Consider the following 26056-nt stretch of genomic DNA (forward strand, 5'->3'; position numbering starts at 1 on the left):
ACGGCCGAGGCGATTTTCAGTCCTGGCGGTAGGTGTTGCCGTGTTCGTTGATGAGTACGTAGGAGGGGTTGAGCGCGGCGGCCGCGCGGGCGCGTGCCAGCAGTGCGGTCAGGGGAGGGGCCGGGGCCAGGCCGAGGCGGTTGAGGAGTTCGGTGCGCATCCCGGGCAGGTCTTCCAGTTCCGTGGCCTCGATGTACTCGGCGTCGTTCTCGTCGCGGAGGGCTATGAGTGCCTGCTCGTCCATTTCCCGGCCTGCTTTTTCCCAGTGCAGGGCTTCGTCGGCGCACGGCAGGGCGATGAGCAGGAGCAGTGCGTCCCGGAGGTTGGTTCCTATGAGCCCGGCGGAGCCCTCGGAGTCGGCGAACAGTACTGGGCGGTGCTCGTCGTCGCCCTCACCGCACAGGAAGTACGTACCGCCGCCGTGGTCCTTGGCGATCGGCTCCAAGGGGGCACCGGAGGCCAGCCGTACCGGTTCGACGTGGGTAAGGGGGCCGAAGGCTTCGACGAGGGTGTCGAACTCGAAGGGGAAGTCGGCGAGCAAGGCAGCCTCGCGGTCGGCCTTGAGCCGGTCGAGCAGTGATCCGGATGTCTTCACGGGCGGGACTCTATAGCGGGAATTGGGAACGTCTCGGGCCGGTCGCCGCTGTCCGCTCCCGAGGCTGGCCGCGATGGTGACCACGGTTAGGCCATTGGGTCCGCCGGCCGCGCGTGCCTAGCGATCGCACGATCGATGTGATGGGACCATCACCCTGTTTTCCGTCTCACAGGGGCAGGTTGTGTCATGCAAAGTACGGTAGATCTGCTGGGTGCGCTGTCGACTTTCGCATGGCCCATCATTGCCGGTCTGGTGATCTGGCGCCTGCTTCCCACCATCAAGAAGGTCATGGGCTCCCGGGGATTTACCGTAAAGATCGGGTCGGCGGAGCTGTCGGTGCAGGAGGTCTCGGAAAAGCTCTTGAAGACCACGGCCGACATCCAGGGAAAACTGGCTTCAGTCAGTGCGTCCGAATACCCGGAGGAGGAGAGCAGAAGCACCCTCCCGCCCCTGCGAAGAGTGCTCTGGGTTGATGACCATCCCTCGCACAATGCCTACGAGGCGGCGCAGTTGCAGGCCTTGGGCGTGGACGTGGTGCAGGTCGAGACGACTGATCAGGGAATCAAGGCTGTGTCGGCGGCGGTACCGCCGTTCGACGCGGTCATCTCCGACATGGCACGGAACGAGAACGGCAGCTTTCACGCGGATGCGGGCCTGGAGCTCGCGAGAGAGATTCGCGCATGCGGCCAGCACGTACCTGTATTCGTCTACGCATCCGCCCAAGACCTTGCCAGAACGAGCGAGATCCTCGCAGCAGGCGTCAATGACGTCACCAGCTCGTCCACCCGACTCTTCGCGATGCTGCGCAAAGTGGGGGAGTTCCCGCATGAGTAACGGGGGGACAGGATGCTCCCTCGCTGCGCGCGGCGAGTGCCTGGCTGGTGAGCAGGCGGCCGGAGGCCGTTGGCTCCGAAGGCTGGGCGACGCGGGATGACCTTTCCTGCTGGTTGCTACGCGTTCTGGTGAGCGGTCCTGGCAGGCGTGCGGAGCGGGGCGAGTGCCTGCGCCCACGCCAGCAGCTCGTCGACCAGCCGGTGCACCTCCGCCGTGTGCAGTTCCCGTGGCTGGAAGTCGGTGAGGTGGGTGGTCCTTGGCGTTGCCGTGATGGCCCTCGGCGGATTTCTCTGGTGGGTTTCTCTCGGCGGGTTTCTCTCGGTGTCCTTGCCTTGGCGCCCGCTGCATCCAGCGCCACAAGGTCCGAAATCCCGGTCGGTCGTGCGATCAGTCCGCGTCGCGGCGGGCCTGCCGCGTTTCGCGCAGGATCGCCCAGGCATCCGCTACGGGGCCGACATGTCCGAGCTTGTCGGGGTTGCTCACCGTGCGGATCGTCTGGATCTGCCCGTCGAGGATGTCGAGGGTCCAGGTGTGGGTGAGCTTGCCGTTCCGGTCGCGGAAGATCGCGCCCGGCTGGCCGTTCACCTGATGCGGCTCCATGATGCCGCCGATGCGGACGAACGGCGGGAGGAGGGCGGCGAGCACCCGGGACACATGGTCGACGCCGTAGAAGCCGTTGGCCCACTGCGGGGCCTTGCCGCCGCTGTCCGCGACCATCTGTACGTCGGCGGCGAGCAGTTCCCGCACCCCGTCGATGTCCCCTTCGGTGAAGGCGTCGAAGAACCGCAGCGCGAGTTGCTCGCGCTCGCGCCGGTCGGCCTCGAAGCGGGGCCGGCCGGCGTGCATGTGGCGGCGCGCCCGTACCACCAGTTGGCGGCACGCCGCCTCCGAGCGGCCCACCGCCGAGGCGATGTCCGCGAAGCCGAACTCGAACACCTCCCGCAGTACGAACACCGCCCGCTCCAGCGGGGTGAGCCGCTCCAGCAGGAGCAGGGCCGCCATGGACACCGAGTCGGCCAGCTCGGCCGAGCGTTCGGGGTCCTGGTAGGGATCGGTCAACAGCGGCTCCGGGAACCACGGCCCGACGTATTCCTCGCACCGGACGCGGGCCGAACGCAGCACATTGATCGAGATGCGGGTCACCACGGCCGACAGGAACGCCTTGGCCGAGGCGGGGGGCGTCGGGGATGCCGCATAGCGCAGCCAGGTCTCCTGGACGGCGTCCTCCGCCTCGGTCACACTGCCCAGAATCCGGTAGGCGATCGAGAACAGCAGCGGCCGCAACTGCTCGAACTCCTCTTACGGCGCGGCCTTTTCCCTGTTCAGGGTCACGCCAGCTCCTCCTTGAAGCCCTGCCGCCACGACGGATGACGCAGCTGCCAGCCGAGCTCCCGCTTGGCCTTGGCGTTGGAGAAGCCGCGCCCCTCGGTCATCATCACCACCGCCTGGTCGCCGGCCAGCAGCCGGGCCAACCACACCGGGGTCCGCATCGGCCGCTTGGCGCTCGCACACGCCGCCAGGTGTGGCAACCAGTCACTCGCCGGAGCCGGTTCGTCGTCGACGATGTTGAAGACGCCCGTCGCCTTCTGCTCCACGGCCAGGACGGTGGCGCTCGCCGCATCATCGAGATGCACCCACGAGCTGTAGCCGGTACCACGTCCCACCAGCGGGTATTGCCGCTTGCGCACCAGCTCGACCTGGTCGTCGATGGCGCCCGGCCCGTAGAACGCGCCGTAACGCATCACCGCACCGCCGGCCTTGAGGACCACGTCCTCGACACGGCTCAACGCCTTCAACCCCACATGCGCCGCCGTCCCCTCAAGCAGGTCCAACGGATCCTGTTCGGTCTTCACCCAGCCGCCCTCGCGGATGCCGTTCCACGAGGCGTACGCCTGCGCAACGACGTGGGACACACCGGTGGCCTCGGCCGCCGCCAGCAGGTGGTCCGTTCCTTCAGTGCGCAGCCGGTTGGTGGTGGCGAACCAACGGTCCGGATGCTTGATATCGGGCTTACCGGCGTGCGTTACGGAGATCGCGGTCATCTGGTGCACGATCGCCTCCGGCCGGGCCTTGGCGATCGCCTCACCCACCGACGCCGCATCCAACCCGTCCATCACCACACCATCCGCGCCCACCTGCGCCAGCTGGCCCAGCTTGGCCGCACTTGTGGTCGTGGCCGTCACCTGGTGACCACGGGCCAGAAGTTGCGACACCAGCCGCCGCCCCAGAACCCCGGTCCCACCTGCCACGAACACCCGCATGCCCATCACCTTCCTGCCTGACGTGAGCGTCTGTCTTCGCTACTCAAGACAAGACAGCCCGGCCGTTTGTGACATGGGAGGGAGGGCGGACGATGAAACAGGCAGTCTGTAGGGGCGATTGCCGCCCTGGCCCGGACCGCACCGCCCTGGCCTGGCCCGGCCCGGCCCGGACCGAGAGAGCTGGCTGGGCTGCCCGCGGGTGCCCCGGCATTCCACCTGCTCCGGGAAGCAGCGACTCAACAGTCATCCATCAGTCGGGGAACCAGCGACTCATCAGGGGCGGTTGCGAGTGGGTCCGCGCCCGGTCACGCGCGTTCCCGGGGGCGCTGGATACCGTCTTCCGCTTTGACCGGCCGCCACGATGGGTCTTTGACCCTCTGCGCATCGGCGGCGATCTGCATCCAGCCGTGTTCCTCGGCGAACACCTCGCCGGTGCCCTCGGCCAGCGCCCTGCGGACGATGTCGCACACGTAGACCGGCCCGGCCTTGTGGACGGGGTCGACGATCACGGCGGGGTCGTCGTCCTCGTGCGCGGAGCGCTCCCAGTGGCCTCCCGCCGTGAACAGGATCGTCTCACCGAGGTAGGCGCCCAGCCCGCGGAGGTAGAGGTCGATGCTGGATGCCCCTCCCGGCTGTGCCTGGTAGGCGAGCGCGGCGTTCTCCAGAACGGGGAGGCTGTCAGGGCTGTAGTCACACACGAAGTCATCGGGAAGCGGCAGACCGCCGCGTGCGGTGAGCTTACCGATCTCGATTCCGATTTCGTCCAGCCAGATGCGCTGAGCTTCGCTGCCATCGTGGGGATAGGTGCTGGGAGGCACAGGCATGCACTCCAGCCTAGGCGCCCGATAGGGCAGGACGCTCAAGTCCCTTGTGCAAGCGCATTGACGCTGCGACATCGACACTGCGACATCCCCGTGCTGGGCGAAGCGCGTCCGTGCCTTCGCCCGGCATCGCTGCCGCTCTCGTCCGACCCCCGCGACCAGTCGCGAGCGTGAGGGGCGAGCAATCCCCAACACGAGGGGGCGACAGTCGCGATCACGATGGACGGAACTGTACGGAGGCGCGGACGCTGCCTGCGTCGGGGGCGTCGGCCGCGGTGCCCTTGACCAGCCCTTTTGTGTCGACCGGCGGCCCGGGGCCTTCTGAGGTAGTTTTTTGTTAAATCGCCTGTATCCCGCCTGACCCGCTCGTCAGCGGGCGGGGAGGCGAGCAAGGAGGTGCGCACCATGCGCGCGCAGCACATCAAGCGCTCGTTGGCGGCTGCCGCCGCCGGCGCCCTGCTGGCCGGCGGCGCTGCCATCGGAACGACTGGCACCGCAACGGCCGCTCCGGCCGCAGGTCCAACGACGGTGGCGAGCCAGCACGCCAAGTGCGTCTGGCACAAGGGTTTCTGGATCAAGCACTGGCAGAAGGGGCACTGGGAGTACCGGTGGCACAACGGGCACTGGAGCAAGCACTGGAAGCCCGGTCACTGGGTGAAGGTCTGGCACAGCGGCTACTACATCTGCAAGCGGTGAGCCGGACTGCTCATGGGAGGACTTGGATGATCGACGTCATCGCTCAGTACGTCGGCTGAGGCGGACACCGAAGGGGCTCAGCCCACCGGCTCGCACTGGCTCAGCCCACCGGCTCGTACTTGGGGCAGCTCAGCTCACGGGCTCGTAGTCGGAGCAGCCCACCGGCTCGTACGCGGGTCAGCCCACCGGCTCGCACGCAGGTGAGGACGACGGCGCGCCGGCCCATCGGTGCAGGGCGGCTTCGAGGCCGGTGGCGGCGGCCATGTCGGTGGTGTCGGAGGCCCAGGCGACCACCCCGTCGGGGCGTACCAACACCCCGGTCGGCGTCGCGTGGTGGTCCCTCACGCTGCTGACTTGCCGCCCGGCCCAGGCCGCGGCGAGGCGGGCGAACGCGCCGTCCGGAGTCCGGTCGAGCAGCAGGAACCCGCCGTCGTGACCGTGGTCGACGAGACGAGAGCCGTCCCTCAACCACAGGTCGGGGACGAACCGGCCGACCCACGGATGGTCGCCGGGCAGGTCGATGCGCTGCGCGACGCCGGAGATCTGCTTGACCGCGTAGGTCGTGCCCGCCCGAGTGCGCAACAGATCGCCGACGACCTCCCGTAGCGCGGCCGACTTGGCGTCCCCGCGCATCACCCCGGTCTGAGCCCGCGTCCAGTCCAGCACCCAGGCGCCAAGGGGACGACGCTCGGCGTCGTAGGTGTCGAGCAGCCCCTCGGGTGCCCACCCGGCGACCACGGCCCCGAGCTTCCAGCCGAGGTTCATCGCGTCGCCGACGCCAAGATTGAGCCCCTGGCCGCCGAACGGCGAGTGCACATGCGCGGCATCGCCGGCCAGCAGCACCCGCCCCGACCGGTAGGTCGCGGCCTGGCGGGCGTTGTCGGTCCAACGGGTCGCGGGGCCGCGCAGCGCGGTCAGCGTGACGTCCGTGCCCGAGACCCGGCGCAGACTGGCCTGCATCTCCTCCAGGGTCACCGGCGCCGAGCGGTCTGCGGTGGCGCCGTCGAACTCCACGGTGACCACCCGCCCGGGCTGTGGCCCGTAGCGGTACGCCCCCCTGGCCGACCACACCCATCCGTCCGCGAGCATCGAAGCGTCGGCGATGTCGACGACCGCCACGTGCCCGGTGAGTTCGGGATCGGTGCCGGGGAAGTCGATGCCCGCGAGGCGGCGCACGGTGCTGCGCCCACCGTCGCACCCGACCAGCCACCGGGTGCGCACCGTGCCGGCAGTGGTGCCAACCGGTACGCCGTCACTGGCGATTACCTCGTCACCCGTCCTTACGCCGTCACTGGCGTTTACGCCGTCACCGGTGTTTTCGAGCGAGGTGACCTCCACCCCGCGACGCACCGGTACGCCGAGTCGCGCGACATGGTCGGCCAGCAGCTCCTCCAGCTCACGCTGCGGCACCATCCTCGCTCCGTCGACCGCGGCGTGCGCCGCGAGGTCGGCATCGGACCAGTCCACGAGGTCGGCGTCGAGGACCATCCCCGCGAAATGCCCGGTGAACCGCGACTCGTGCGCTCGTCGGCCACCACCGGGCTGCTGGTCGTCGGCCTTGCGGGCGAACGACCCCACCCGCTCCAGGATCTCTCGCTGCACCTTTTCGGCGGCGGGCAGCAGGCCGCGGCGGTCGAGTGCCTCGGCCGTCGGCACGTTGATCGCCCCGGCCTTCATCGCTTCGCTCGGCTCGGCCAGTCGCTCAAGAACCTGCACCCTCGCCCCGGAGAGCGCCAGCTCCGCGGCGAGCACCAGGCCCACCGGCCCGGCTCCGACCACGGTGACGTCCACGTCCAAGTCCATGTCTACGTCCACGTTCTCTTCCACGTCTATGTCCCCGTCCCCGTCCCCGTCCACGTCTTGCTTCGCATCCCTCATCACGAACAGTGTTCTATGTGCGAACAGTGTTCGTGTCAAGTTATAGTGGTGGGGTGAACCCGAGAGAGCGACGTGCGGCGCGCCACCAGCCGCCGAACCCCGACGCCGAGGCCGGCCCCAGGCCGCGGCGCCGCAAGGCCCCGATCACCGTGGAGCAGGTCATCGACACCGCGCTGGGCGTTGTCGCCACAGAGGGCTACGAGGCTCTGACCATGCGTCGGCTGGCAGGCGCGCTTGACACCGGACCCGCCTCGCTCTACGCCCACGTGGTCAACAAGGCCGACCTCGACGAACTGCTCATCGGGCGGCTGTGTGCCGAGCTCGTACTGCCCGAGCCCGACCCCGCGGCCTGGCGGGAGCAGATCCGTGGCGTGTGCACCCAGATCCGCGACCAGTACCTGAAATACCCCGGCATCTCCCGCGCCGCCCTCGCCATGGCACCCACCGACCTTGAGACCTTGCGCGTCAGCGAAGGAATGCTGGCGATCCTGCTCGCCGGCGGTGTCGCCCCGCAGGCCGCCGCCTGGACCATCGACGCCCTCTTGCTGTACGTGGCCGCCTACTGCCTTGAGGTATCGATCGTGCGCCAACGATCGGCACAGGATGACGCGGTGTGGGTCGTCGACCGCGACGAACTGCTACGCCGTTTCACCGCCTTGCCCGCCGACACCTTCCCCCACACCACCCGCCACGCCGCCGAGCTCACCGCCGGCGAGGGCCACGACCGGTTCGACTTCACCCTCAACCTGATGCTCGACGGAACGGCCTGTCGCGGTGACTGAACGACCACCGCACGGCCAGGCCCAAGGCCCCGTCCACTGGTCGCCGCGCCTGACGCGGCGTCCCGGCGGCGCGCGCCTTCGGTACGGCGCTCAGGAACGTTGCATACCCCGCACACTGTCCAACAGGTCAAGTCCTCCACCCGCCGATCCACGTTGAGCCCACGAGAGCGCAATGATCCCCACCGCGCTGATCACATAGGTGGTGACCGTGGCCGGCACGTCGAGCAGGGTCAACACGACGCCCAGTGCCGCAACCACAGCCACGGCAGCCACCGGCTTGTAGCGTCCCCGGTCAGGAACGGCTGTGACGCCGGCGAGGACTGACGCGTCGAGCAGTGTCCCCAGCGCACCGGTGGCGTATCGGTCCATGCTGGTGAGGACGAGTTGCGCAATGTCTCGCAGCGCGTCATCTTCGGCCCCCTCGTCGAGACGGGATTCAGCCTGCCGGAGAACCGCCACTACCTTGCGGGCGTGTTCGCTGAGGCCTCTTTGACGGTGGGATCTCCGATGGACGGTACCTCGCCTACGGCTTCCCACGACGATGGCGCTTGCGTAGCTGTCCAACGCACGTGCCACGGCACCGAGCTTCTTGGTCCGACTCTGGCCCCGCGCCGTTCGTGCGGCAGCGCAGGCGGAGATCACTCTGCTTCCCCTGCCGAGTAGCTTCCAACGGCGGGCGTTGACCGACTTGGCGGAGAGGGAGGGAGAGGTCCCGGTGGCCGTACCCCAGAGCAGGAGCCATACAACCCAATACAGCATGAGGAAGAGGGTGAGCAGGCTGCCGAGGATGGCAAGTGGGATGATTCCTCTGGCCAGTTCTTCGGGGCTCGCTTGGGTGAGACGTCGCAGTGCTCTCTCCCACCAAGCCGCGAAATGCACATCGCGTCCGGTAACGGCGTCCAAGGCTTGACGTGCCGGGATGACGGTGATTCCCCACAGCCAATAACCGGCGAGGAGTTGCTTGGTCAGCGTCAGAGGGCCCTCCGCCTGCGCGTACCTACGCAGCCCCACTCGGATCGCGGGCGACGGTCGCGGGCCGAGGGAGAGGGCGGTCAGGCTTTTCTCCAACGACTTGACTGCCGCATCGCCACGGCGAAGACGTAAGCGCCGTACCAGGCCGGCCAAGCGGCGCAGGGTTGCACGGATATGCGACACGCTACAAATCCCCCGTCATCCTCCGTCTTCGACGCAGCCCATGGCGACCCGCGCCATGCGACCCCCGCCGCCGCGGGAAACGAGAAGATAGCAGCGCAAGGCGACCCCTGAGTGCTTGGGACCGCTTCGCCGCACCAGGGGTGCGGGTCCCCAACAACTACCGGTCAGTCGGGTGTCGTTGAGCCGCATCCGAAGATGCCTGGATCGTTCCGAAGGCGCTCGCACTGTTCCGAAGGCGCCTGGGCTGCTCCGAAGTTGCCTGCCCCACGCCCATGACAAAATCAGCGGGTGCAGATCGGGATGCTGGGTCCATTGGAGGTTCGCGCGGACGACGGCGGTCCGGTCGACGTGCCGGGCGCGCGGTTGCGGGGACTACTGATCGCTCTCGCGCTCAAGCCGGGGCAGGTGGTGCCCAAGGCGTCGCTCGTCGACTGGATCTGGGGGGAGCACCCGCCCGCCGATGCGACGAACGCCCTGCAGCGCTTGGTTTCCCGGCTGCGGAAGGCACTGCCGGACGGGGTGGTCGAGGGGCAGATCGACGGCTACCGGTTGAGGGTGGAGAACGAAGCTGTCGACGCCGTGCGGTTCGAACGCCTTGTCATCGCGGGCCGGTCCCGCACCGAGGACGGTTCCCGGCCGGTGCGGCTACTGCGTGAGGCGCTCGGGCTGTGGCGCGGGGCGGCCATGCAGGATGTCGGTCTGCAGGACAGTGCCGCGTTCGACGCCGCGGTCGCCCGGCTTGAGGGGTTGCGCCTGACCGCCACGGAGGAGTGGGTCGACGCGGAGGTCTCCCTCGGGCGCGGTGCGGAGATGATCACGGAGCTGACCGACCTGGTGGCCGCGCACCCGCTGCGGGAACGGCTCGTCGCCGCGCTGATGCGCGCCCTCGCCGCGGCCGGACGCGACAGCGAGGCGCTGCTGGTGTACCAGCGCGCGAGGGAGGCCCTGGCCGACGCGCTGGGCGTGGACCCCTCGCAGGAGCTGGCCGCGCTGCACGTCGCGCTGCTCCGGGGCGAGTTGGGACGCAGCGGGCCGGGACGGGGGGAAGCGAGCCGCAAAACCAACCTGCGAGCCGAGCTGACCACCTTCGTCGGCAGGGGCGCGGATGTCGCCGCGGTCCGCGAGCTCATCGCCGAGCACCGGCTCACCACCGTGATCGGGCCGGGCGGCTCGGGCAAGACCAGGCTGGCCACGGAGACCGCGCGCACGCTGCTCGACGACCTGCCGGACGGGGCCTGGCTGGTGGAGCTCGCCGCCGTCGGCGCGGACGGCGACGTGGCACAGTCCGCGCTCGCCGGGCTCGGTCTCCGGGACGCTCTGCTCGGCGGGCCCCCGAACGCGGAGCTGACGGACCGGCTCATCGCCGCGGTCCGCGAGCGGGAGGCGCTGCTGATCCTGGACAACTGCGAGCACGTGATCGAGTCCGCGGCGGGGTTCGCCCACCGGGTGCTCGGGGAGTGCCGGCGGCTGCGGATCCTGGCGACGAGCCGGGAACCGCTCGGCATCACCGGGGAGGCACTGTGGCAGGTCGAGCCGCTGGCCCTGCCGGAGGGGGCCGCGGACGGAGAGGAGATCGAGTCCTCACCCGCCGTCCAGCTGCTGCGGGACCGGGCCCGGGCGGTGCGCCGGGATCTCGCGGTCGATGCCCACACGTTGGCGACGATGGTGCGGGTCTGCCGGGCCCTGGACGGGATCCCGCTGGCGATCGAACTGGCCGCGGCCCGCTTGCGCACCCTGTCCGTCGACCAGCTCGCAGGCCGGCTCGACGACCGGTTCCGGCTGCTGACCAGCGGCAGCCGGACCGCGCTGCCGCGGCACAAGACGCTGCGCGCGGCGGTCGACTGGAGCTGGGAGCTGCTCACCGACGCCGAGCGGATGGTCCTGCGCAGGCTCTCGGTGTTCTCCGGCGGGGCGGGCCTGGAAGCGGCCGAACGGGTCTGCGCGGGCGACGAGGTCGAGCCGGAGCAGGTCCTTGAACTGCTCATCGCGCTGGCCGAGAAGTCGCTGCTGCGCGCCGAGGGCGACAGTACCCCGCGCTACCGCATGATCGGCACGATCAAGGAGTACGCCGGGCACCGGCTCGCGGAGGCGGGGGAATCGGAGCGGGCACGCCGTGCGCACCTGGCCTACTTCACCGAGCTCGCCGAGACCGCGGAACCGCACCTGCGCCGCGCCGAGCAGCTGGACTGGCTGGCCACGCTGGAGACCGAGCACGACAACATCGGTGCCGCGATGCGCGGCGCGCTCGCGGCCGGCGAGGCGCAGGCGGCGATGCGGCTCGCGGCCGGCGCGGGCTGGTACTGGTGGCTCGGCGGGCACAAGACCGAGGGCATCGAGCTGATCACCGCGGCCACCACGACGCCCGGTGAGGTGACCGACGAGGTCCGGGCCACGGTGTACGCCCTGGGCTCGATGTACGTCACCTCCGGCCTGGGCGACGAACACCTGGCCGCCGAGTGGATCCACCAGGCGTACCGATTCAGCCAGCGCAGTCGGCACAGCCGGCGCCGCCACCCGGCGATAGGGCTCGTCGCCCCGGTGGAACGCATGCTGCAGGCGCCCGACGCGTTCCTGCCCGCGTGGGAACCGCTGCTCGACGACGAGGACCCCTGGGTGCGCGCTGGCCCGGCTGCACCTGGGCAAGATGCGGATCGTGCTCGGCCACGAAGGACGGGACGCGGACGCGTACCTGGAGGGTGCCCTCGCCGAGTTCCGGGCGCTCGGCGAGCGGTTCGGGATCTCGTTCGCCCTGACCGAGCTGGCGGACCGGATCGCCATGCGCGGCGAGTTCGCCGATGCGTGCGAGTACTACGAGCAGGCGGTCGCGGTCGTCACCGAGGTCGGTGCCACCGAGGACATCATCCTGTTGCGGTCGCGGCAGGCGCAGCTGTACCGGCTGCTGGGCGACGAGGATGCCGGCGCGGCCGCCATCGCCGAGGCGCAGCGGTGTGCGGAGCGGGTCACCTGGCCCGGCGCGCTGGCCCAGTTGGCCCTCTCGAAGGCGCAACTCGCCCGGTACGGCGGAGATGCCGAGGAAGCGCACGAGCAACTCGGCGTCGTGACGGCCGTACTGGGCGACGAAGCGGAGCAGGCCAACCTCCGCGCGGTGACGCACGACCTGCTCGGCTACCTCGCCGACGACCTCGGCGAGGCCCGGGCACACCGCACGGCGGCCTGCGCGGCGGCGTCCGAGGCGGGACACGCACCGCTGATCGCGCAGGTGCTCGTCGGGGTCGCGGACCTGGCCCTACGCCGCGACGACCACGAGCAGGCCGCGCGGCTGCTCGCGGCGAGCGCGGGCGTGCGCGGGCTACAGGACCGCTCCCACCCGGACGTGGCCCGGATCGAGCAGACCGCGCGCCGCCGCCTCGGCGACGCGCGGTTCGCGGAGGCGACTCGGGACGGGACGCGGACCAGTTGGTCTCAGCTGGCCGAGGTCACGCTCGGCGTCCAGGTGACCGGCAGTTCGTGGACGCCGTAGATGTTCATGTCGGTCTTGAGTTTCACCTCGTCGGCGGGGATGGCGAGTTGGAGGGTCGGGAGGCGGCGCAGCAGTCCGTCGAAACCGGCACGCATTTCGATGCGGGCCAGTTGCTGGCCCAGACATTGGTGAACGCCGTGCCCGAAGGACAGGTGACCGCGGGCCTTGCGGTGGATGTCCAGGGTGTCGGGGTTGTCGAAGCGCTGGGGGTCGTGGTTGGCGGCCAGCAGGGAGACAACTACGGTCGATCCCTTGCCGATTGTTTCACCGCCCAGTTCGATGTCCTCCGTGGCGTAGCGATAGAAGATGTCCGCAACGGACAGGTAGCGCATGAGCTCCTCGACGGCATCGGGCAGCAGATCCGGGTTGGCGCGCAGTTCGGCCAGCTGCTCGGGGTGCTCCAGGAGCGCGAAGGTGCCCAGGGCCAGCATGTTGGCGGTGGTCTCGTGTCCCGCGAGCAGCAGCAGGAAGGCGACACCGGTCAGTTCCTCGATGCTGAGGTCGTCATGGCGAGCCAGGTCGGACAGTATGTCCTCGCCGGGGGCGGCGCGCTTGCGTGTGACCAGCTCGGCCAGGTACGTGGTCATCGCGCCGTACGCGGCCACCTTCTCCTCCAGCGACTGGTCCTTGACCAGGAACTTCGCGGAGTTGACCTGGAAGTTCGCCCGGTCCGCGTAGGGGACACCGAGCAGTTCGCAGATCACCAGTGAGGGCACCGGCAGCGCGAACTCCTTGACCAGGTCGACCGGCGGGGTGAGGCGCGCCAGCTCGTCCAGTTGCCGCTCGACGATCTCGGTGATGCGCTCCTCAAGTTGCTTCATGCGTCTGACGGTGAAGGCACCGGTGAGCTTGCGCCGCAGCCGGGTGTGGTCCGGCGGGTCCATGGCGATGAACAGGCCCGGGATCTGCGGGGACGGTTCGGTGGGGGCGGGCATGCCCGGGGTCTCGTACGGCACGTGCAGAATGCCGATGTCCTGACGGGAGCTGAACCGGGTGTCGGCCATGAGCTGGCGGACCGTGTCGTAGCCGGTGACCAACCAGCCCTCGTGACCGTCGGGGAATGCCAAGGGACTGACCGGACGAGCCTCGCGCAGCCGGGTGATCTCGCGGGGCGGATCGAAGGGGCCCGCATCGCGCTCCATGGGCAGGCCCTGTGGGATGGGAAGGGGAGCGGTCTGACTCATCGGCGGTCCTTTCGTGGTGGCCATTGCGGCCACCCTCTCCGGCGGACCTGACATATGACTGACACGGCTCTGACACCGATCGATCCGCAGACGTGGTCGGCCGTGCCGTCCGACGCCTTGCCTGCCTTCGGACGTTTCGCACCTACCTCGTCGACCCGGCACTAGAGTGAAATGGTGATTTCTCCGCAGGAAGAACCATCGCCACTGCTCCGTGAAGACGACCGCGAGACGGCCGTGCAGCGTCTGCAGGAGGCATACGCTGATGAGCGCGTTTCGCACGAGGAGATGGAGGAGCGTCTCGACCAGGTGCTCACTGCCAAGACACACAGCGAGCTCGCATCGGCCCTTGCCTCCCTTCCGGGGGAGAATCCGGACACCACCTCAACGATCGCCGCCGCCGGCGGACGGATCCATCGGGGCGGCACATGGCGGGTACCTCGGATCCTCAAGGTCGAGTCCGCGTACGGCAGGGTGGACCTGGATCTGTCCCGGGCGGTCATCGAGCATCCGGCCGTCGACATCGAGCTCCAACTCGGCACCGGCGGAGCCAAAATCACGGTGCCTCGCGATGCGATCGTTGAGGTCGAGGGCCTGCACACCGGGTGGAAGGACCTGCGCTACAAGCCCCCGCGACGTGCCCGCTCCGGCGGGCCGAGGATCCGAATCTCCGGAGCCATGGGATTCGGACGGCTGAAGATCCGCCACGCGCGGCGTTGAAGCTCCATCCCTCTTCTCCCCTTCCCACTGGGGCCGCCTTCTCCCCTTCCCACTAGGGCCGCCGGGGTGGGGCGTTGTACGGGGGCGTTGTACGGAGAGGGAGATGGCTGGGCAGGGGCGGGCACATCGGTGTCAGACACATCGGTCTCAGGCACACGGGTACCAGGCAAGCAGGCGCCAGGCAAACAGGCGCCAGGCACCTGTCACGCGTAGGTGTAGAACTTGGTGTGGTCCAGGAGGTCTGCCGGTGTGACGTCGTTCCACGGTTTCATGGTGTCGTGGAGGCCGACGACGTCTGGGGTGTTGCCGGTCGGTAGGTAGCTCGCGCTGGGATGGAGCTTTTGCCAGTCGGCCCAGAGCTTGTCGATGAAGCAGTGATGCAGCCAGAAGACCGGGTCGTTGGGTGAGGCGCCGGTGGTCATCTGTCCGCCGACCCAGACGTGCACCCGGTTGTGCAGGTTGGGGCCGCGCCAGCCCTCGAGGTGATTGCGGAAGCCGTCGGAGGCGCTGTTCCAAGGGGACGTGTCGTAGGTGTCCATGGCGAGCACGCGGTCGACCTCGGTGCGGGTCGGCAGATCGCGGACGGCGGCGCCCAGCGCGCGGCGCAGGAACGTCCGGCCGTCCACCCTGAGGTTCATCGGCCACCTGCCGCCGCTGAAGGCGAACGGGCCCGAGGTCACCCGGCCGTCGCCGTTGCGTCCGTCACCTCCGAGGAAGTCGTCGGCCCATAAGGAACTGCTGGGGCTGCGGTCGATGGTCCAGTCCCAATAGGGGAGGGTGACCGAGGGGGTGATGCTTTGGAGGGCCTGCTCGAACTGCAGCAGGAACCTGCGGTGCCAGGGGAGGAACGACGGCGAACGATGTCCGGTGCGCTCCCCCTCGTCGGTGTCGGCGATGATGAACGCGTTGTGGGTGCTGATGAATTCGTCGTAGCGGCCGGTGCGCTTGAGTTCCAGCACTGCGTCGACGAAGTTGCGCTTCTCGGTCGCGGTGAGGTTCGCCTGGTTCTTCCTGACTGCCATGTCGAGGACTCCTCGGTGGGGGGCGGGCAGCGTCGGGGTCTCAGCCGGTGATGACGGGGACCAGGCCGGCGCCTTGGAGCTGTCGGACGGCGGCCCGGGCCAGGGTGTGCGGGGTGCTGAATTTCTCGTAGTGGTTCACCAGGCTGATCCAGGTGCCGTCGGCGTTCTGCATGACATGGAGGTCGTCGTTGTCGATGCGGACGACGAAGTCCATGCCGTCGTGCGGGTCGGCGAGCCGCTGCGCCTGCCTGCCGTGGGCTGCTTGGCCGCCGTGCGCATCGCCCTCGTGTGCCGGCCAGCCCTGTATGTGGCGGCCCTGGTAGACCTCGTCGAACGGCTCGGGCTCGGGCATGGCGCGACCGCCGCTGCGGTGCCCGACCGCCGCGGGGTGTCGGTGACCGGTGGGTCGTGCGGCGGCACGGTCGGCGGAGGCGATGGGTGCGGCCAGCACCGCTCCCGCGAGCGATGCGGCACTGCCGTGCAGCACCTGGCGCCGGGTGGGACGCGACATGTTTCACTCCTCTGATGGGCCTCGGCGCACCTCCGTGGCACGGCCGCCGCGGAGGCGTGAACCGGCGTACCGAAGGTCGGTACGTGCCGCCCCATGCTGACAGGGACGAACAGGTCATCAAGTCGGCCCGCAGGATCGGGCCACAACGGAACAACTCCCGTACCGGGGTGCAAAGTTCAACGGCGTTGATCGTCCTTGTACGGGGCCGGGGACCTTCCCCGGAAGCGGATATTCCGCGGTCTGGGCCGCCACCCACAGCAGATTCTTTTCTCCGCACCACACACCGCGATGCCGCACGCGGCCCGAACTCGGCGTGAATGGCAGGGGCTGGGGTGGGATGGGCTGGGCTGGCCCGGGGGGAGCGGCCGCTGGGGCTACGGCGCCGGGCCGCGGTCGGCCACCGGTCCTGACACAGCTTCTGCTCTTGGAGCGTTACGGGCACCTGCCCCGCGACCCGTTCGGCGTCGCATCTGTAGCCTGTCTCTGTGCTGGGGGGAGCTCATGCGCTTTGTGATGACCGACAACTATGCCGCGATCGTCATGTCCGTCGATGCTGGACTGCTGGTGGTGGGTGCCGTGCAGGCCCACGGCACCATCAACACGGTCAGAGAACGCATCAGAGCAGTGAATCAGCGACATACGGCAGCCGTGCGAGTGATCGCCGACCGGCTTCGTGCAGGTGAAGAACCGACGCATGCCGAACTGTCCCGGGCCCATGGTTTGGCCCGAAAGGCAACGGGAGACCTGAGGCGGCGGTTCGAGAGGCCGGCAACCGTGGGCTTGATGTGGGCCATCATGTCGTTCTGGCTCGTGGTCTCCGTGATTGCGACACTCTGGTGGTCGGCAATGGAGGGACATGGCCAAGCCCCATGGCTGGCCGAGGGCACGTGGGCAGCTACGGCCGCCGCCACCATCGTCCTGCTGGCAGAGACGGTTCTCCGGTTCTGGTGGGCGGGCGAAGCGGCGACGGACGACTTGGAACAGCAACAACTCCAACGACAAGGTGCGGCAGTCGACATGGACGCCGAGTTGTACCACCGTGTGACGCAGCGCCTGGATGAGTTCGCCCGTGGCGGCCAGCCCTGAGCCCGAGGAGCAGGCGGCGCCCGCCTCCGCGGCAGTGCGAGCAGCGGGGCCGTTCGCACCCACCCGGCCCTGGGCGCACGTTCCACCGTGCCAGCGCCGGCGCGGCAGAGGTTGGCCGGCGACCGGAGCCCTGCTACGAGGCTGCCTGGTGCCTAACAGGGCTGGGAATCGGCCTCGGCGAGGGCGGTTCTGATCGCTGCTACCAGCGCGAGCCACTGCTCGCGAACAGGAAGACAGGCCATAGCGTCGATGTCTTCCTCGAGGTCAGGCAGCGAAGAGTCAATACGGCCTCGGCCTCGGCGAAGGACCCTGAAGGTGCACTTGACCAAGCCGTACTGGTACCGGACCTCGGCGATATCGGCGAGAGGAATGGAGTTCGTCCTGTCTCGCTTTGCTGGAGGGGCGGTGCTGCCGAAGGAGAGTCTTACCTTCTCGCCGTCGAAGGACGCCCAACCATGGGTGCCTTCGGCGACGTATGGCGGGGCACCGGAGCGAACCCAGGCGCGGGGACATCCGCGCGTCTGTGAGTGGGCCTGTGAGTGGTCCTGCACGTGGGCGGCGGTGCTCGCCGCCTTGATGCGCCCGCTGATCTGCTCGGCGACAGCCTCAGCCTGTCTTTGGGCACCCGGCTTGATGAGCAGGGTGTTCAATTCCTCCCATTGGGCAACGGGATCCACCGAAGGCTTGAGAAGGTCAGCCCCCTCGCGCACCATGAGGCGCAGTGACTGTTGCCCGATGGGCGGGGCGAGGTCCAACTCGACTCCTGCCAGGGACGGATACGGGTAGCTGCGGCATCCCAGCGCCGCTTTCAGACGTCCCTTTTCCTTACTGGAATACGCAGTCTCCGCATACGCAATCTCCGCATACGCAATCTCCACGCGGTCCTCGTAGACCGTGACCTTTCCGTCGAAACCGTGGACCTCGGCGGGCACTTGAGTGCCGGCACCGGTGCGCGGCACTGGTACGTCGACCGGGAGGGGCGCCGGCGAGCCATCGGCAGCATCCTCGAAATGACATGGCCAGATGCTGCCGGACGGCCGAGTCGGACCCTCCGCGAGTTCCGAGCGCCAACGGTCGATGACTCGCCTGCGCAGGGACGTCTCCAGGGCGGACCTGTGTGACCAGCCCGTCTGAAAGACGAGGGGTTCGAGGCTCGGTGTTCCGGCCGTATCGAAACGGATCGCCGCCCGGATGGTCCTTCTGCCGTACAGCGACAGCATCGCGGGCCATTCCGGCAGCTCGTTGTCCGGGAATTGGCCGCGCATTCGTGCCCGCAGCCGGAATCTCTCGTAGTGGTGACCGTCCCCGCATACGACGATCAGCAGCCGCTCCAGGGGCAGGTCCGCCGTTACGTGTGCGTACTCCCAGTCCAGCCCGTCTGAGTCGCCGGTGGTGATGACCACGAGCGATGCGGTGTGGATGAGTTCGCCGACGATCTTCTTCCACCCGCTGCCGTGCCGGCGGTAGTAGATGCGCTGCGCACCGAGTTGGGGAAGCCGGTCCGTGGGGTCCCCGATGGCAATGACGGGTGCCACCTCGGAGAGTGCCCTCACCAGCAGTTCCTCCTCACTCAGCTTCGGCATCCCCAGAACGGTCAACGGCCCGTGCGGCACCATGTCGCGGGTGCGGGAATCCACGTCGAATCCGCGCAAGTAGAGAATGAACGGCTGCTGCGGGACGACCAGTTCGGCGGAGTCGGCCAGTTCCGTCACACCCCTGGCGCTGGCCAGCTGCCGTCCCCGTTGGCGCACACGGAACCCCACACCCACGAGTGCCGCGCAGGGATACGTCATCCAGGCGTGGCCGTCGAATCCGTAAACGATGCCCAGCGACGACAACAGCATGACGGTCGACCCGACGGCGACGAGCACCTTGGCTTTCACCGAGCACCCCGCGGACGGGACGTTCCCTCTTCGGCGCCCTGCGACCACTTCGCCATCCAGCCACCTTCCGCACGGAGATGACGTCCTCGCACCTGATCAAACAACGCCTCTTCGCTCTGCGGTGTCCCCTCCGCCGCGGCGGTCCTTCGGGGAAGCAGAGGGCGACCCGGGACTGGGCACTCTGCTGATTCCCGACGTAACACCACGGACTCGTCGGCCTCGACCACCGACTCGTCGGCCTCGACCACCGTCTGATTCTGCCGGACCTCCGGCCCCAGAGGCAGAGGGCGGAGGGCGACCGGAGCCGTCGCCGCGCGCACTCCCACTCGCGCGGGTCGCCGCATGCTCGTGTTGAACGACGGCGCGAGGTGTGGGTGGGGGCGAACACCTCTCCGCTCGATGGCCAGGTCGGCGTCGAGCACCTTTAGGTGGGCCGTGGTGGGCGTGGTGGGTGTGGCGGCCGCGGCGGTCGTGGTGGCGATTGCGGGGTTCGCCCGAGCGGAACAGCGGCCGGCCGCACCCAGAAGGGGAAGCGGAGCGCTCGGGGTGCTCCACGCGGGAGCGCTCAGCGGCTATCGGGCGCCGTCGGTCGCTCCTTGCGCGGTGGGTGCAGGTGCTGCGGGCTCGTCCGGCATGGGCCCCGCCTTCGTCGCAGTCTGAGCGGTCGCGGTACCGGAAGGCTCGCTTCTTCCCGCGTTCGGCTTCGGCGTGGCTCCCTGCCCCCGCTCGATCATGCCCAGCGCCACCCCGACGATGATGATTACGCCGCCCGTCACCTGGGCGATCCGGATCGACTCCCCGTTGATCACGACGGCGCCGAGGACCCCGAAGACCGGGACCAGGTTGAGGATGTTGACCGCGACGCTCGACGCCATCCTGCGCAGGCCGTAGTTGTAGAGCAGGAAGCCACCGACCGAGCACGCCACGGCCAGGTAGACCAGCAGCGATGAGCCGCTCGCGCTCGGTATCCGCCAGTCGTCGGCCTCCAGCAGCGACGCGAGCAGGAAGCCGGCCGCGCCCGCCAGTGTCTGGTAGTAGGTGACGCTGGCGGCGTCCTGGCCGGCGCTCGCGCGTTTGCCGAGCACGTTGTAGCCGGCCCAGGCCAAGCCGCCGAGCAGCAGCAGGATGTCCCCCAGCCAACGCGAACTGCCGCCCACCTCGGCCCCGTTGCGTACGACGAGGAAGGCGCCGACGGTGGCCAGCAGTACGCCCGCCACCCTCAGCAGCGGCATCCGGGCCCGGAAGACGACCAGTTCCACCAGCATCGTCATCAGCGGGTACGTGGCCACGATCAGCGATGCGTCGGACGCCGTGGACAGGTCGACACCGACGTTCTCCAGGATGAAGTACACGGTGATGCCGAGGAATCCGCTCAGGTAGAGCTGCCGCCGCTGCCGCGGGTCCGGACGGGTAGGGCGGCGCCGGCCCAGCCGTACCATCACGCCCAGGAGCAACGCCGCGAGGGTGAACCTGATGGCGCCGATACTGAGCGGGCCGACATCCTCCAACACCTGCTTGGTCACCGCGTACGAGCTGCTCCAGAACAGCGCGGCCGCCATGACCGCACCCACCGCCCACACCGTGGGTCCTCGTCCACCCATATCAAGTCGCCCCTCTCCACTACCCACTGCCGCCGACCACATCGCCACGCCGCCACACCGCCACGGAACAAGCCGAAGGGCCGAGAGGACCGAGAGGACCGAGGTGACGTAGGGACCGTGCGAACCGAGCGACCGAACGAACGTCAGTCAACTAAGCTGGAGGCTAACAAGATCATCGATGGTAATGCGGGGAGTCCGAATTAACTTCGGAATCCGGCGGAGTGAGGCGAGCATGGACGAACTAGATTCGGCGCTGGTGCGGATGCTCCAGGAGGACGGTCGGCGCACCAACCGGGACATGGCGGAGGAACTCGGTATCGCCCCGTCCACGTGTCTGGAGCGCATCCGGTCGCTACGCAGAAGCGGCATCCTGACGGGATTTCACGCGGAGGCAGACCTCGCGGCGATCGGCCGCGGGCTCCAGGCGGTGATCGCCGTACGCGTCCGCCCGCCGACGCGTGCGGTGATCGAGGCTTTCGAGAGCTTCCTGGAGAGGATGCCCGAGGTCATCTCGATCTTCGTCCTCACCGGGAACGACGACTTCCTCGTGCACGTCGCCGTCCGGGACACCGACCATCTGCACGCAGTGGTGCTCGACAAGCTGACGAAGCGCCCGGAACTCGCCGACGTACGGACGTCGGTGGTCTACGGGCACCGGCGCAAGAAAGTCATCGGTCCGGCGTGACCGCGGTGCGGCAGCGGTCGTGGACCCCGCTTGCGGCGCGCCACCGGGCCGGTGGTGCGGTCTCCTTGGCCGCCGGGCGCTCAGCAGCGGTGGTGCTGCGTGTCAGCCGGAGGACTCACCTACAGCGGTGTGGGTGAATGGACCGACGGGGCCACACCGGTTCTACGTGCTGGTGCTGTGCCCGGGGAGGTCCACCGGGTGGCGGTCGTGATGGTGGATGACGTGGCGGGGTGGCTGTGGGGTGCTCGAAATCATTGGACGCCCTTTGGGTTGGTCGGCGAGCATCCGTAGGTGACAGATGAAACCGATTACGAGGGACCGTTCACGCGGAGCCCGAGGTGGGTACGTTTTGCCGAGCTGTCCGGCGGGGCGATGTCCGCTTTGCTCGATGGGGACCTGTCCGAAGCCAGCAGGATCGCCGGGGTTTCGCTGACCGAGTACTTCGTGACCGACAGAGCACGCTGGCTATGGCAGTTCCGGCTCGGCCAGATGGCCGCTGATCCGGGCCAGGCTCGGTGGATGGTGCGACAAGCGGTCGTCGGCGACAACGCTCTCGTCGTCGGACATGCCGGGTTCCATGGACCGCCTGATGAGGTCGGCATGGTCGAGATCGGCTACTCCATTGCTCCCGACTTCCGTCGCCAGGGATATGCCCGATCCGCGCTGATCGAGTTGCTCCGCCGGGCAGCGGCCGAAACCGCAGTCACGACTGTGCGGGCGACGATCAGCCCCGACAACGTGGCCTCCCTGGCCACGATCTCGGGATTCGGCTTCGTTGAGGTCGGAGAGCAATGGGATGAGGAGGACGGTCGTGAACTCATCTTCGAGGTTCCTGCCCGCCGGGTTCCACCCGCTTGACTCACTGCGGATGTGGATGCGGGTGCGGATGCGGGCGCGTTCGCGGGGTTCTTGGTCGGTCAGTCTGCGTATCTTGACCGGGTCTGCCACTGCACCTCCATTCGTCCGATCGGATGTGTCCCCATGTCCAACCGGCCGAGTTATCTCCGACGCGAACACCAACCCGGTGAACCTTCCCGGTCAGAGCACTAGTGGAGTGTCTTATGGAATTCATCGAAGAACCGCCCATGAACCTCTCGGCCCCCGGCGAACTTATGGCGGGGTACCTCGACTTCTACCGCCACACGGTGCTGCGCAAGCTCGACGGTCTGTCCGACGAGGAGTTGCGCCGTAGCAGAGTTCCCTCGGGGTGGGCACCGTTGGAATTGCTCAAGCATCTGGCCCATGTCGAGATGCGGTGGCTCCAGTGGGGCTTCGCCGGCGAGACCGTAAGGGAGCCGTGGGGTGACCTGGAATGCCGCGGCGGGAGGTGGCGGGTCGGCCCGGAGGAGACGTTCGCAGAGATCAGGGCGTTCTTCGTGGAACAGTGCGACCGTTCCCGTGCGATCGTTGCCGGGGCACGATGGGAGGACCGCGCCGCAACCCTTGGTGGGAAAGTACTGCCGGAGGGGGAACGGCCCGCGTTGGGCTGGATCCTGTTCCATCTGCTCCAGGAGTACGCGCGGCACACCGGGCACCTCGATATCGCACGCGAACTCGCTGATGGCAGCGTCGGCGAATAGGTGAATAGGCGAATAGACGAATAGGCGCGCGACGTCCGGCCGCACTTGACCCGTTCTTGGTCCGCGACACCGGCCCGGACCAGACGTAACCTGCCCGATCTCCCTGAGTGCGGCGTTCCCTCAAGCAGAACACGCAACTGGCCTGCGGCGCGGAGCTTTGAGCGCCTCTCGGGTTCTTGCGCTCATCCGCCGATCCTGGCCAACACGCCGCTGGGAAAGACCGCCCGGAACCACAGCGCGGACCACTGCCCGGACCTCCGCACCAACCTCCGCACGGACCTCCGCCCGAACCTCCGCCCGAACCTCCGCCCGTGCGCACCCACTTGTCGGCGTATCCGCACGCAAGCAACTTTGGTTGACTATCGCGATTAGTCAACTAAGGTTGCTTGCATGCCTGTCGATGAGAGTCCTGTACCGCAAGAGCCTGGTGACGCTTTGGCGGCTGTCGCGGCGCTGCGACGTCTTGCTGATCAGTTGGAGGACGCTGCGGTCGAGCAGGCCATGCGGGCGGGTTGGGGTTGGCCGCAGGTCGCCGAGGCGCTCGGTGTGACGCGCCAAGCCGTTCACAAGAAGCACGCCAAGCGGCTCATTGATGCCGGTGTCACGTTGAGGAGGCGCGGTAGTGAGCGCAATTGATAAGTACCTACACGCAGTCATAGTGCAGGCGACACGGGAAGCCCGTGAGGACGGATCGGCAACGATCGAGGCGCACCATCTCCTGTTGGCGGTTGCCGCCGAGTACGAGGCCACCACGCACCAGGTGCTGAACACGGCAGGACTCGATCGCCGAGCGATCCGCGACGCGCTGGACCGGGAGTTCGAGCACAGTCTGCAGACCGTCGGAGTCTCTCCGTCCGCGCATGCCCTTCCTCGACCTACCCCTGCCGCCAGGCAACCCAAGATCGGCGCATCGGCCAAGCTCGCGCTGGAGCGGAGCTTTGCCTCCGTCGGCCGCAAGAAGGACTTGCGGCCGGCGCATCTGTTGGTGGGGATCTTGCAGGCCCAGGTCGGCACTGTGCCACGAGCACTGGCTCTGGCCGCCGTCGACCAGGCCGACTTGGTGAGCCGGGTGCAGCAGGCGCTCAGCAACCAAGACCTGTGACCAAGACCTGTGACCAAGACCTGTGACCGAGAAGCGCGACCGAGATCTAGACGTGTGACCAAGACGTGTGACGAAGAAATGTGATCACCGGAGATGGCCTGTGTGGCGCATCTCCTGAACGCAGGCCCCCGGCCACTCGACCGCGCGGCGGTGCGGGGCGGGACCTGCAGCCGCGTGAACGTCGCCGTGTGCATCGAGTGCTCGGCCGTGCACGGATTACGGCTTGCGGCTTATCCACCAGCAAAGGAGAGGTTCGATGGACCGAAGCGCTGACTACTACACCAAGGGCGGCCGACCAGACGCCCCAGCAGCCGGGGAGGAAGTCGCTGCGGCGGCAGCACTTCCGGCCTCAATCGTTGACGCTCACGCCCACGCTCACGCCCACGCCCAGGCCCACACCGCCACCCTCACCCCCACCCACGCAAACATCCAACGCTTACTCGACCAGGCAGTGTCCCCCGGGGGCCTCCCTGGCATCCTCGTCGAGGTACGCGATGGCGACCGGCAATGGTCCGGAACGGCAGGAGTGGCTGACACCGCAACCGGTCGCGAGCGCTCACCACAGGACCGGTTCCGTATCGGCAGCATCACCAAGACGTTCGTGGCCACGGTGATGCTGCAGCTGGCGGCAGAAGGTCGACTGGGCCTCGACGATGCCGTGGAGCGGTGGCTGCCAGGCGTGGTCCGCGGCCACGGCCACGACGGCGCCAAGGTGACCCTCAAGATGCTGCTCAATCACACCAGCGGGATCTTCAACTACACCGAAGATCAGGAAGCCCTGAACCGCGGGGAGACCCACACCCCCGAGTCGCTCACGCAGATCGCCATGGCGCATCCGGTCGCCTTCGCACCGGGAGCGGGCTGGGCGTACTCCAACACCAACTACGTCCTCGCCGGCCGGATCATCGAACGGGCCGGCGGCCGGGCCCTCGCCGACGAAATCGCCGACCGGATCGCCGGCCCGCTCGGCCTGACCGGGACCTACCTGCCGTGCGGCAGCGACCCGACGATCCGTGAGCCGCACTCCCGGCACTACACGAAGTTGTTCCAGACCGACCCTGCCGCCCCCGTCCACGAGGCGACCGAGCTCGACCCGTCCATGTTCTGGGCGGCCGGCGGCATGATCTCCACTGCCCAGGACCTCAACCGGTTCTTCGGCACCCTGCTGAGCGGCCGCATACTGCCACCAGCCCAACAAAGCGACATGTTCACCATGCTGCCGACCCACGACTGGATCCCGCACACCACCTACGGCCTCGGCGTCTCCTCGGTGCTGCTGCCCTGCGGGGAAACGGTCTGGGGCATGGGCGGTGCGCTCTTCGGCTCATGGTCCTACAGCTACGGCACCCGCGACGGAGCGCACATGCTCACCGTCAACGTCAACGGTGACTGGGTCGACAGGGGCTGGGATGACCCCATCGGCATCTTCACCGACCTGCTGGAAACGAACTTCTCACCTCCGAGCCGGACTTGAGCATCAGATATCACCGACCGAACCGGACTTGAGCATCGAGTATCACCGTCCGAGCGGGACTTGAGCATCAGCATCACCGTGTCGAAAAAATGCGGATGGCGCGCTCAGGGCCGCGTCATCCGCAGGCACGGTACGAGGGGTGCCGTGGTGAAGGGGGATCGGCATCAGGTCGCGAGCTGGAAGCGACCAGTTCCACGCGAGCCAGCGGCCGCCCGGGGGGGGGGAGGCCCACGGCGGTGCCTGCCGGAGTGCGATCACGCCGAGACGGCGTTTGAGCAGATGTCTGAATCATGGGCGCCAGAGCGTGGCGTCTGTCCATGGTGCGCAGGACGAGTCGCTCCTACCTTCGGCATACGCGAGTTCCAGCGCTGGGCGAACTCCGCATTGCTCGCCGGCCGGCCCCGGGCGGTCCTGGCCTCGCGTGCCGTGCCACCATCCGACGGGAGCAGACCAGTGAACGCTGACGGCAGGCAGCCCGTCCGGCCGCCCACCGGCACCATCCACCGCGGACCGGCCGGCCCCTGGCCCGGAGGAACGGCTGCCGTGCGCGGCCGGTCCGCAGATCCGAGCGCTCTCAGGTGCCACTGCGGCCGGTTGCTCACCGACTGCCCAGGCTGCCGGTCCCCCCGCTGCCTCGATTGCGACCCCTACCGATCCGATGACTGTGCCTTCGATCTCTGAGCAATCCCTCGACGGCGTCTGCACCGA

General features: G+C 68.3%; 21 protein-coding genes and 2 pseudogenes. 12 read left to right on the top strand and 11 right to left on the bottom strand.

What is annotated here, in order from left to right; all coding sequences use genetic code 11:
- Positions 1–16: 16 nt before the first annotated feature.
- Positions 17–595, bottom strand: a complete 579-nt coding sequence (locus ACFV1J_RS01570) for a hypothetical protein (RefSeq protein WP_385855170.1) — start codon at positions 593–595, stop codon at positions 17–19.
- Between the two features lie 186 nt (positions 596–781).
- Between ACFV1J_RS01570 and ACFV1J_RS01575 the strand changes: the two genes are divergently transcribed.
- Entirely contained in the window at positions 782–1429 is a 648-nt protein-coding gene (locus ACFV1J_RS01575) for a response regulator (protein WP_385855171.1), read from the top strand.
- Between the two features lie 387 nt (positions 1430–1816).
- Here the strand turns inward: ACFV1J_RS01575 and ACFV1J_RS01580 are convergent.
- From ACFV1J_RS01580 to ACFV1J_RS01590, 3 genes and pseudogenes are all read right to left on the bottom strand, one after another.
- A pseudogene (locus ACFV1J_RS01580) lies at positions 1817–2728 on the bottom strand (RNA polymerase sigma-70 factor); the annotation flags it as partial.
- Positions 2729–2757: 29 nt separating this feature from the next.
- Entirely contained in the window at positions 2758–3696 is a 939-nt protein-coding gene (locus ACFV1J_RS01585; RefSeq protein ID WP_385855172.1) for an NAD-dependent epimerase/dehydratase family protein, read from the bottom strand.
- A gap of 299 nt (positions 3697–3995) precedes the next feature.
- Positions 3996–4514: a hypothetical protein gene (locus tag ACFV1J_RS01590; RefSeq protein WP_385855173.1), complete on the bottom strand. Its 519-nt coding sequence runs from the start codon at positions 4512–4514 to the stop codon at positions 3996–3998.
- A gap of 402 nt (positions 4515–4916) precedes the next feature.
- Here ACFV1J_RS01590 and ACFV1J_RS01595 point away from each other — a divergent pair, with 402 nt between their 5' ends.
- Positions 4917–5207, top strand: coding sequence for a hypothetical protein (locus ACFV1J_RS01595; RefSeq protein WP_385855174.1), 291 nt, complete (start codon positions 4917–4919; stop codon positions 5205–5207).
- A gap of 177 nt (positions 5208–5384) precedes the next feature.
- Here the strand turns inward: ACFV1J_RS01595 and ACFV1J_RS01600 are convergent, their stop codons facing one another.
- On the bottom strand, positions 5385–7010 hold the full coding sequence (locus ACFV1J_RS01600; RefSeq protein ID WP_385855423.1) for an FAD-dependent monooxygenase: 1626 nt from the start codon (positions 7008–7010) through the stop codon (positions 5385–5387).
- A gap of 128 nt (positions 7011–7138) precedes the next feature.
- Between ACFV1J_RS01600 and ACFV1J_RS01605 the strand changes: the two genes are divergently transcribed.
- On the top strand, positions 7139–7867 hold the full coding sequence (locus ACFV1J_RS01605) for a TetR/AcrR family transcriptional regulator (protein ID WP_385855175.1): 729 nt from the start codon (positions 7139–7141) through the stop codon (positions 7865–7867).
- A 90-nt stretch (positions 7868–7957) separates the two neighbouring features.
- On the opposite strand, the gene ACFV1J_RS01610 is transcribed toward ACFV1J_RS01605, so the two are convergent.
- Positions 7958–9022 carry a hypothetical protein gene (locus tag ACFV1J_RS01610; protein WP_385855176.1) on the bottom strand — a complete coding sequence of 355 codons (1065 nt, stop codon included), beginning with the start codon at positions 9020–9022 and terminating at the stop codon, positions 7958–7960.
- A gap of 288 nt (positions 9023–9310) precedes the next feature.
- Between ACFV1J_RS01610 and ACFV1J_RS01615 the strand changes: the two are divergent.
- A pseudogene (locus ACFV1J_RS01615) lies at positions 9311–12503 on the top strand (BTAD domain-containing putative transcriptional regulator).
- On the opposite strand, the gene ACFV1J_RS01620 reads toward ACFV1J_RS01615, so the two are convergent.
- Complete coding sequence (locus ACFV1J_RS01620) at positions 12446–13687, bottom strand: cytochrome P450 (RefSeq protein WP_385855177.1); 1242 nt, start codon at positions 13685–13687, stop codon at positions 12446–12448. The pseudogene ACFV1J_RS01615 and the gene ACFV1J_RS01620 sit on opposite strands and share 58 nt — an antisense overlap.
- A gap of 171 nt (positions 13688–13858) precedes the next feature.
- Here ACFV1J_RS01620 and ACFV1J_RS01625 point away from each other — a divergent pair, with 171 nt between their 5' ends.
- Entirely contained in the window at positions 13859–14404 is a 546-nt protein-coding gene (locus ACFV1J_RS01625) for a DUF1707 domain-containing protein (RefSeq protein ID WP_385855178.1), read from the top strand.
- 203 nt (positions 14405–14607) lie between these two features.
- Here the strand turns inward: ACFV1J_RS01625 and ACFV1J_RS01630 are convergent, their stop codons facing one another.
- Both ACFV1J_RS01630 and ACFV1J_RS01635 read right to left on the bottom strand, forming a co-directional pair.
- Positions 14608–15426, bottom strand: coding sequence for a tyrosinase family protein (locus ACFV1J_RS01630; RefSeq protein WP_385855179.1), 819 nt, complete (start codon positions 15424–15426; stop codon positions 14608–14610).
- A 40-nt stretch (positions 15427–15466) separates the two neighbouring features.
- Positions 15467–15937, bottom strand: a complete 471-nt coding sequence (locus ACFV1J_RS01635; protein WP_385855180.1) for a tyrosinase family oxidase copper chaperone — start codon at positions 15935–15937, stop codon at positions 15467–15469.
- 513 nt (positions 15938–16450) lie between these two features.
- Between ACFV1J_RS01635 and ACFV1J_RS01640 the strand changes: the two genes are divergently transcribed.
- A complete protein-coding gene (locus tag ACFV1J_RS01640) occupies positions 16451–17023 on the top strand; it encodes a hypothetical protein (protein ID WP_385855181.1) in 573 nt (190 codons plus the stop codon).
- A 152-nt stretch (positions 17024–17175) separates the two neighbouring features.
- Here ACFV1J_RS01640 and ACFV1J_RS01645 read toward each other — a convergent pair whose 3' ends face one another.
- Complete coding sequence (locus ACFV1J_RS01645; protein WP_385855182.1) at positions 17176–18906, bottom strand: DUF4429 domain-containing protein; 1731 nt, start codon at positions 18904–18906, stop codon at positions 17176–17178.
- A 572-nt stretch (positions 18907–19478) separates the two neighbouring features.
- Positions 19479–20507: a DMT family transporter gene (locus ACFV1J_RS01650; RefSeq protein WP_385855183.1), complete on the bottom strand. Its 1029-nt coding sequence runs from the start codon at positions 20505–20507 to the stop codon at positions 19479–19481.
- Positions 20508–20739: 232 nt separating this feature from the next.
- Between ACFV1J_RS01650 and ACFV1J_RS01655 the strand changes: the two genes are divergently transcribed.
- The 6 genes from ACFV1J_RS01655 to ACFV1J_RS01680 all read left to right on the top strand — a co-directional run bounded on the left by ACFV1J_RS01655 (position 20740) and on the right by ACFV1J_RS01680 (position 25348).
- Positions 20740–21192: an Lrp/AsnC family transcriptional regulator gene (locus ACFV1J_RS01655; RefSeq protein ID WP_385855184.1), complete on the top strand. Its 453-nt coding sequence runs from the start codon at positions 20740–20742 to the stop codon at positions 21190–21192.
- Positions 21193–21564: 372 nt separating this feature from the next.
- Positions 21565–22050, top strand: coding sequence for a GNAT family N-acetyltransferase (locus tag ACFV1J_RS01660; RefSeq protein ID WP_385855424.1), 486 nt, complete (start codon positions 21565–21567; stop codon positions 22048–22050).
- 203 nt (positions 22051–22253) lie between these two features.
- Positions 22254–22772: a DinB family protein gene (locus ACFV1J_RS01665; RefSeq protein WP_385855185.1), complete on the top strand. Its 519-nt coding sequence runs from the start codon at positions 22254–22256 to the stop codon at positions 22770–22772.
- A 390-nt stretch (positions 22773–23162) separates the two neighbouring features.
- The gene (locus ACFV1J_RS01670; RefSeq protein WP_385855186.1) at positions 23163–23408 is read left to right on the top strand and encodes a hypothetical protein; all 246 of its coding nucleotides are present in this window, start codon (positions 23163–23165) and stop codon (positions 23406–23408) included.
- Positions 23395–23874 (top strand): Clp protease N-terminal domain-containing protein, encoded by a 480-nt coding sequence (locus ACFV1J_RS01675; protein WP_385855187.1) that lies wholly within the window; start codon positions 23395–23397, stop codon positions 23872–23874. Before ACFV1J_RS01670 ends, ACFV1J_RS01675 begins: the two co-directional genes overlap by 14 nt.
- 256 nt (positions 23875–24130) lie before the next feature.
- Positions 24131–25348: a serine hydrolase domain-containing protein gene (locus tag ACFV1J_RS01680; RefSeq protein WP_385855188.1), complete on the top strand. Its 1218-nt coding sequence runs from the start codon at positions 24131–24133 to the stop codon at positions 25346–25348.
- Positions 25349–26056 lie beyond the last annotated feature (708 nt).

Source organism: Streptomyces sp. NPDC059649 (assembly GCF_042734445.1).
In the GTDB taxonomy this organism is placed as follows: domain Bacteria; phylum Actinomycetota; class Actinomycetes; order Streptomycetales; family Streptomycetaceae; genus Streptomyces.

Excerpts from the sequence above, each read along its gene's own strand:
- ACFV1J_RS01575 (WP_385855171.1), top strand. The coding sequence starts at position 782 with ATGCAAAGTACGGTAGATCTGCTGGGTGCGCTGTCGACTTTCGCATGG.
- ACFV1J_RS01585 (WP_385855172.1), bottom strand. The coding sequence starts at position 3,696 with ATGGGCATGCGGGTGTTCGTGGCAGGTGGGACCGGGGTTCTGGGGCGG.
- ACFV1J_RS01590 (WP_385855173.1), bottom strand. The coding sequence starts at position 4,514 with ATGCCTGTGCCTCCCAGCACCTATCCCCACGATGGCAGCGAAGCTCAG.
- ACFV1J_RS01595 (WP_385855174.1), top strand. The coding sequence starts at position 4,917 with ATGCGCGCGCAGCACATCAAGCGCTCGTTGGCGGCTGCCGCCGCCGGC.
- ACFV1J_RS01600 (WP_385855423.1), bottom strand. The coding sequence starts at position 7,010 with ATGGACTTGGACGTGGACGTCACCGTGGTCGGAGCCGGGCCGGTGGGC.
- ACFV1J_RS01620 (WP_385855177.1), bottom strand. The coding sequence starts at position 13,687 with ATGAGTCAGACCGCTCCCCTTCCCATCCCACAGGGCCTGCCCATGGAG.
- ACFV1J_RS01625 (WP_385855178.1), top strand. The coding sequence starts at position 13,859 with ATGGTGATTTCTCCGCAGGAAGAACCATCGCCACTGCTCCGTGAAGAC.
- ACFV1J_RS01630 (WP_385855179.1), bottom strand. The coding sequence starts at position 15,426 with ATGGCAGTCAGGAAGAACCAGGCGAACCTCACCGCGACCGAGAAGCGC.
- ACFV1J_RS01635 (WP_385855180.1), bottom strand. The coding sequence starts at position 15,937 with ATGTCGCGTCCCACCCGGCGCCAGGTGCTGCACGGCAGTGCCGCATCG.
- ACFV1J_RS01640 (WP_385855181.1), top strand. The coding sequence starts at position 16,451 with ATGACCGACAACTATGCCGCGATCGTCATGTCCGTCGATGCTGGACTG.
- ACFV1J_RS01650 (WP_385855183.1), bottom strand. The coding sequence starts at position 20,507 with ATGGGTGGACGAGGACCCACGGTGTGGGCGGTGGGTGCGGTCATGGCG.
- ACFV1J_RS01655 (WP_385855184.1), top strand. The coding sequence starts at position 20,740 with ATGGACGAACTAGATTCGGCGCTGGTGCGGATGCTCCAGGAGGACGGT.
- ACFV1J_RS01660 (WP_385855424.1), top strand. The coding sequence starts at position 21,565 with ATGTCCGCTTTGCTCGATGGGGACCTGTCCGAAGCCAGCAGGATCGCC.
- ACFV1J_RS01665 (WP_385855185.1), top strand. The coding sequence starts at position 22,254 with ATGGAATTCATCGAAGAACCGCCCATGAACCTCTCGGCCCCCGGCGAA.
- ACFV1J_RS01670 (WP_385855186.1), top strand. The coding sequence starts at position 23,163 with ATGCCTGTCGATGAGAGTCCTGTACCGCAAGAGCCTGGTGACGCTTTG.
- ACFV1J_RS01680 (WP_385855188.1), top strand. The coding sequence starts at position 24,131 with ATGGACCGAAGCGCTGACTACTACACCAAGGGCGGCCGACCAGACGCC.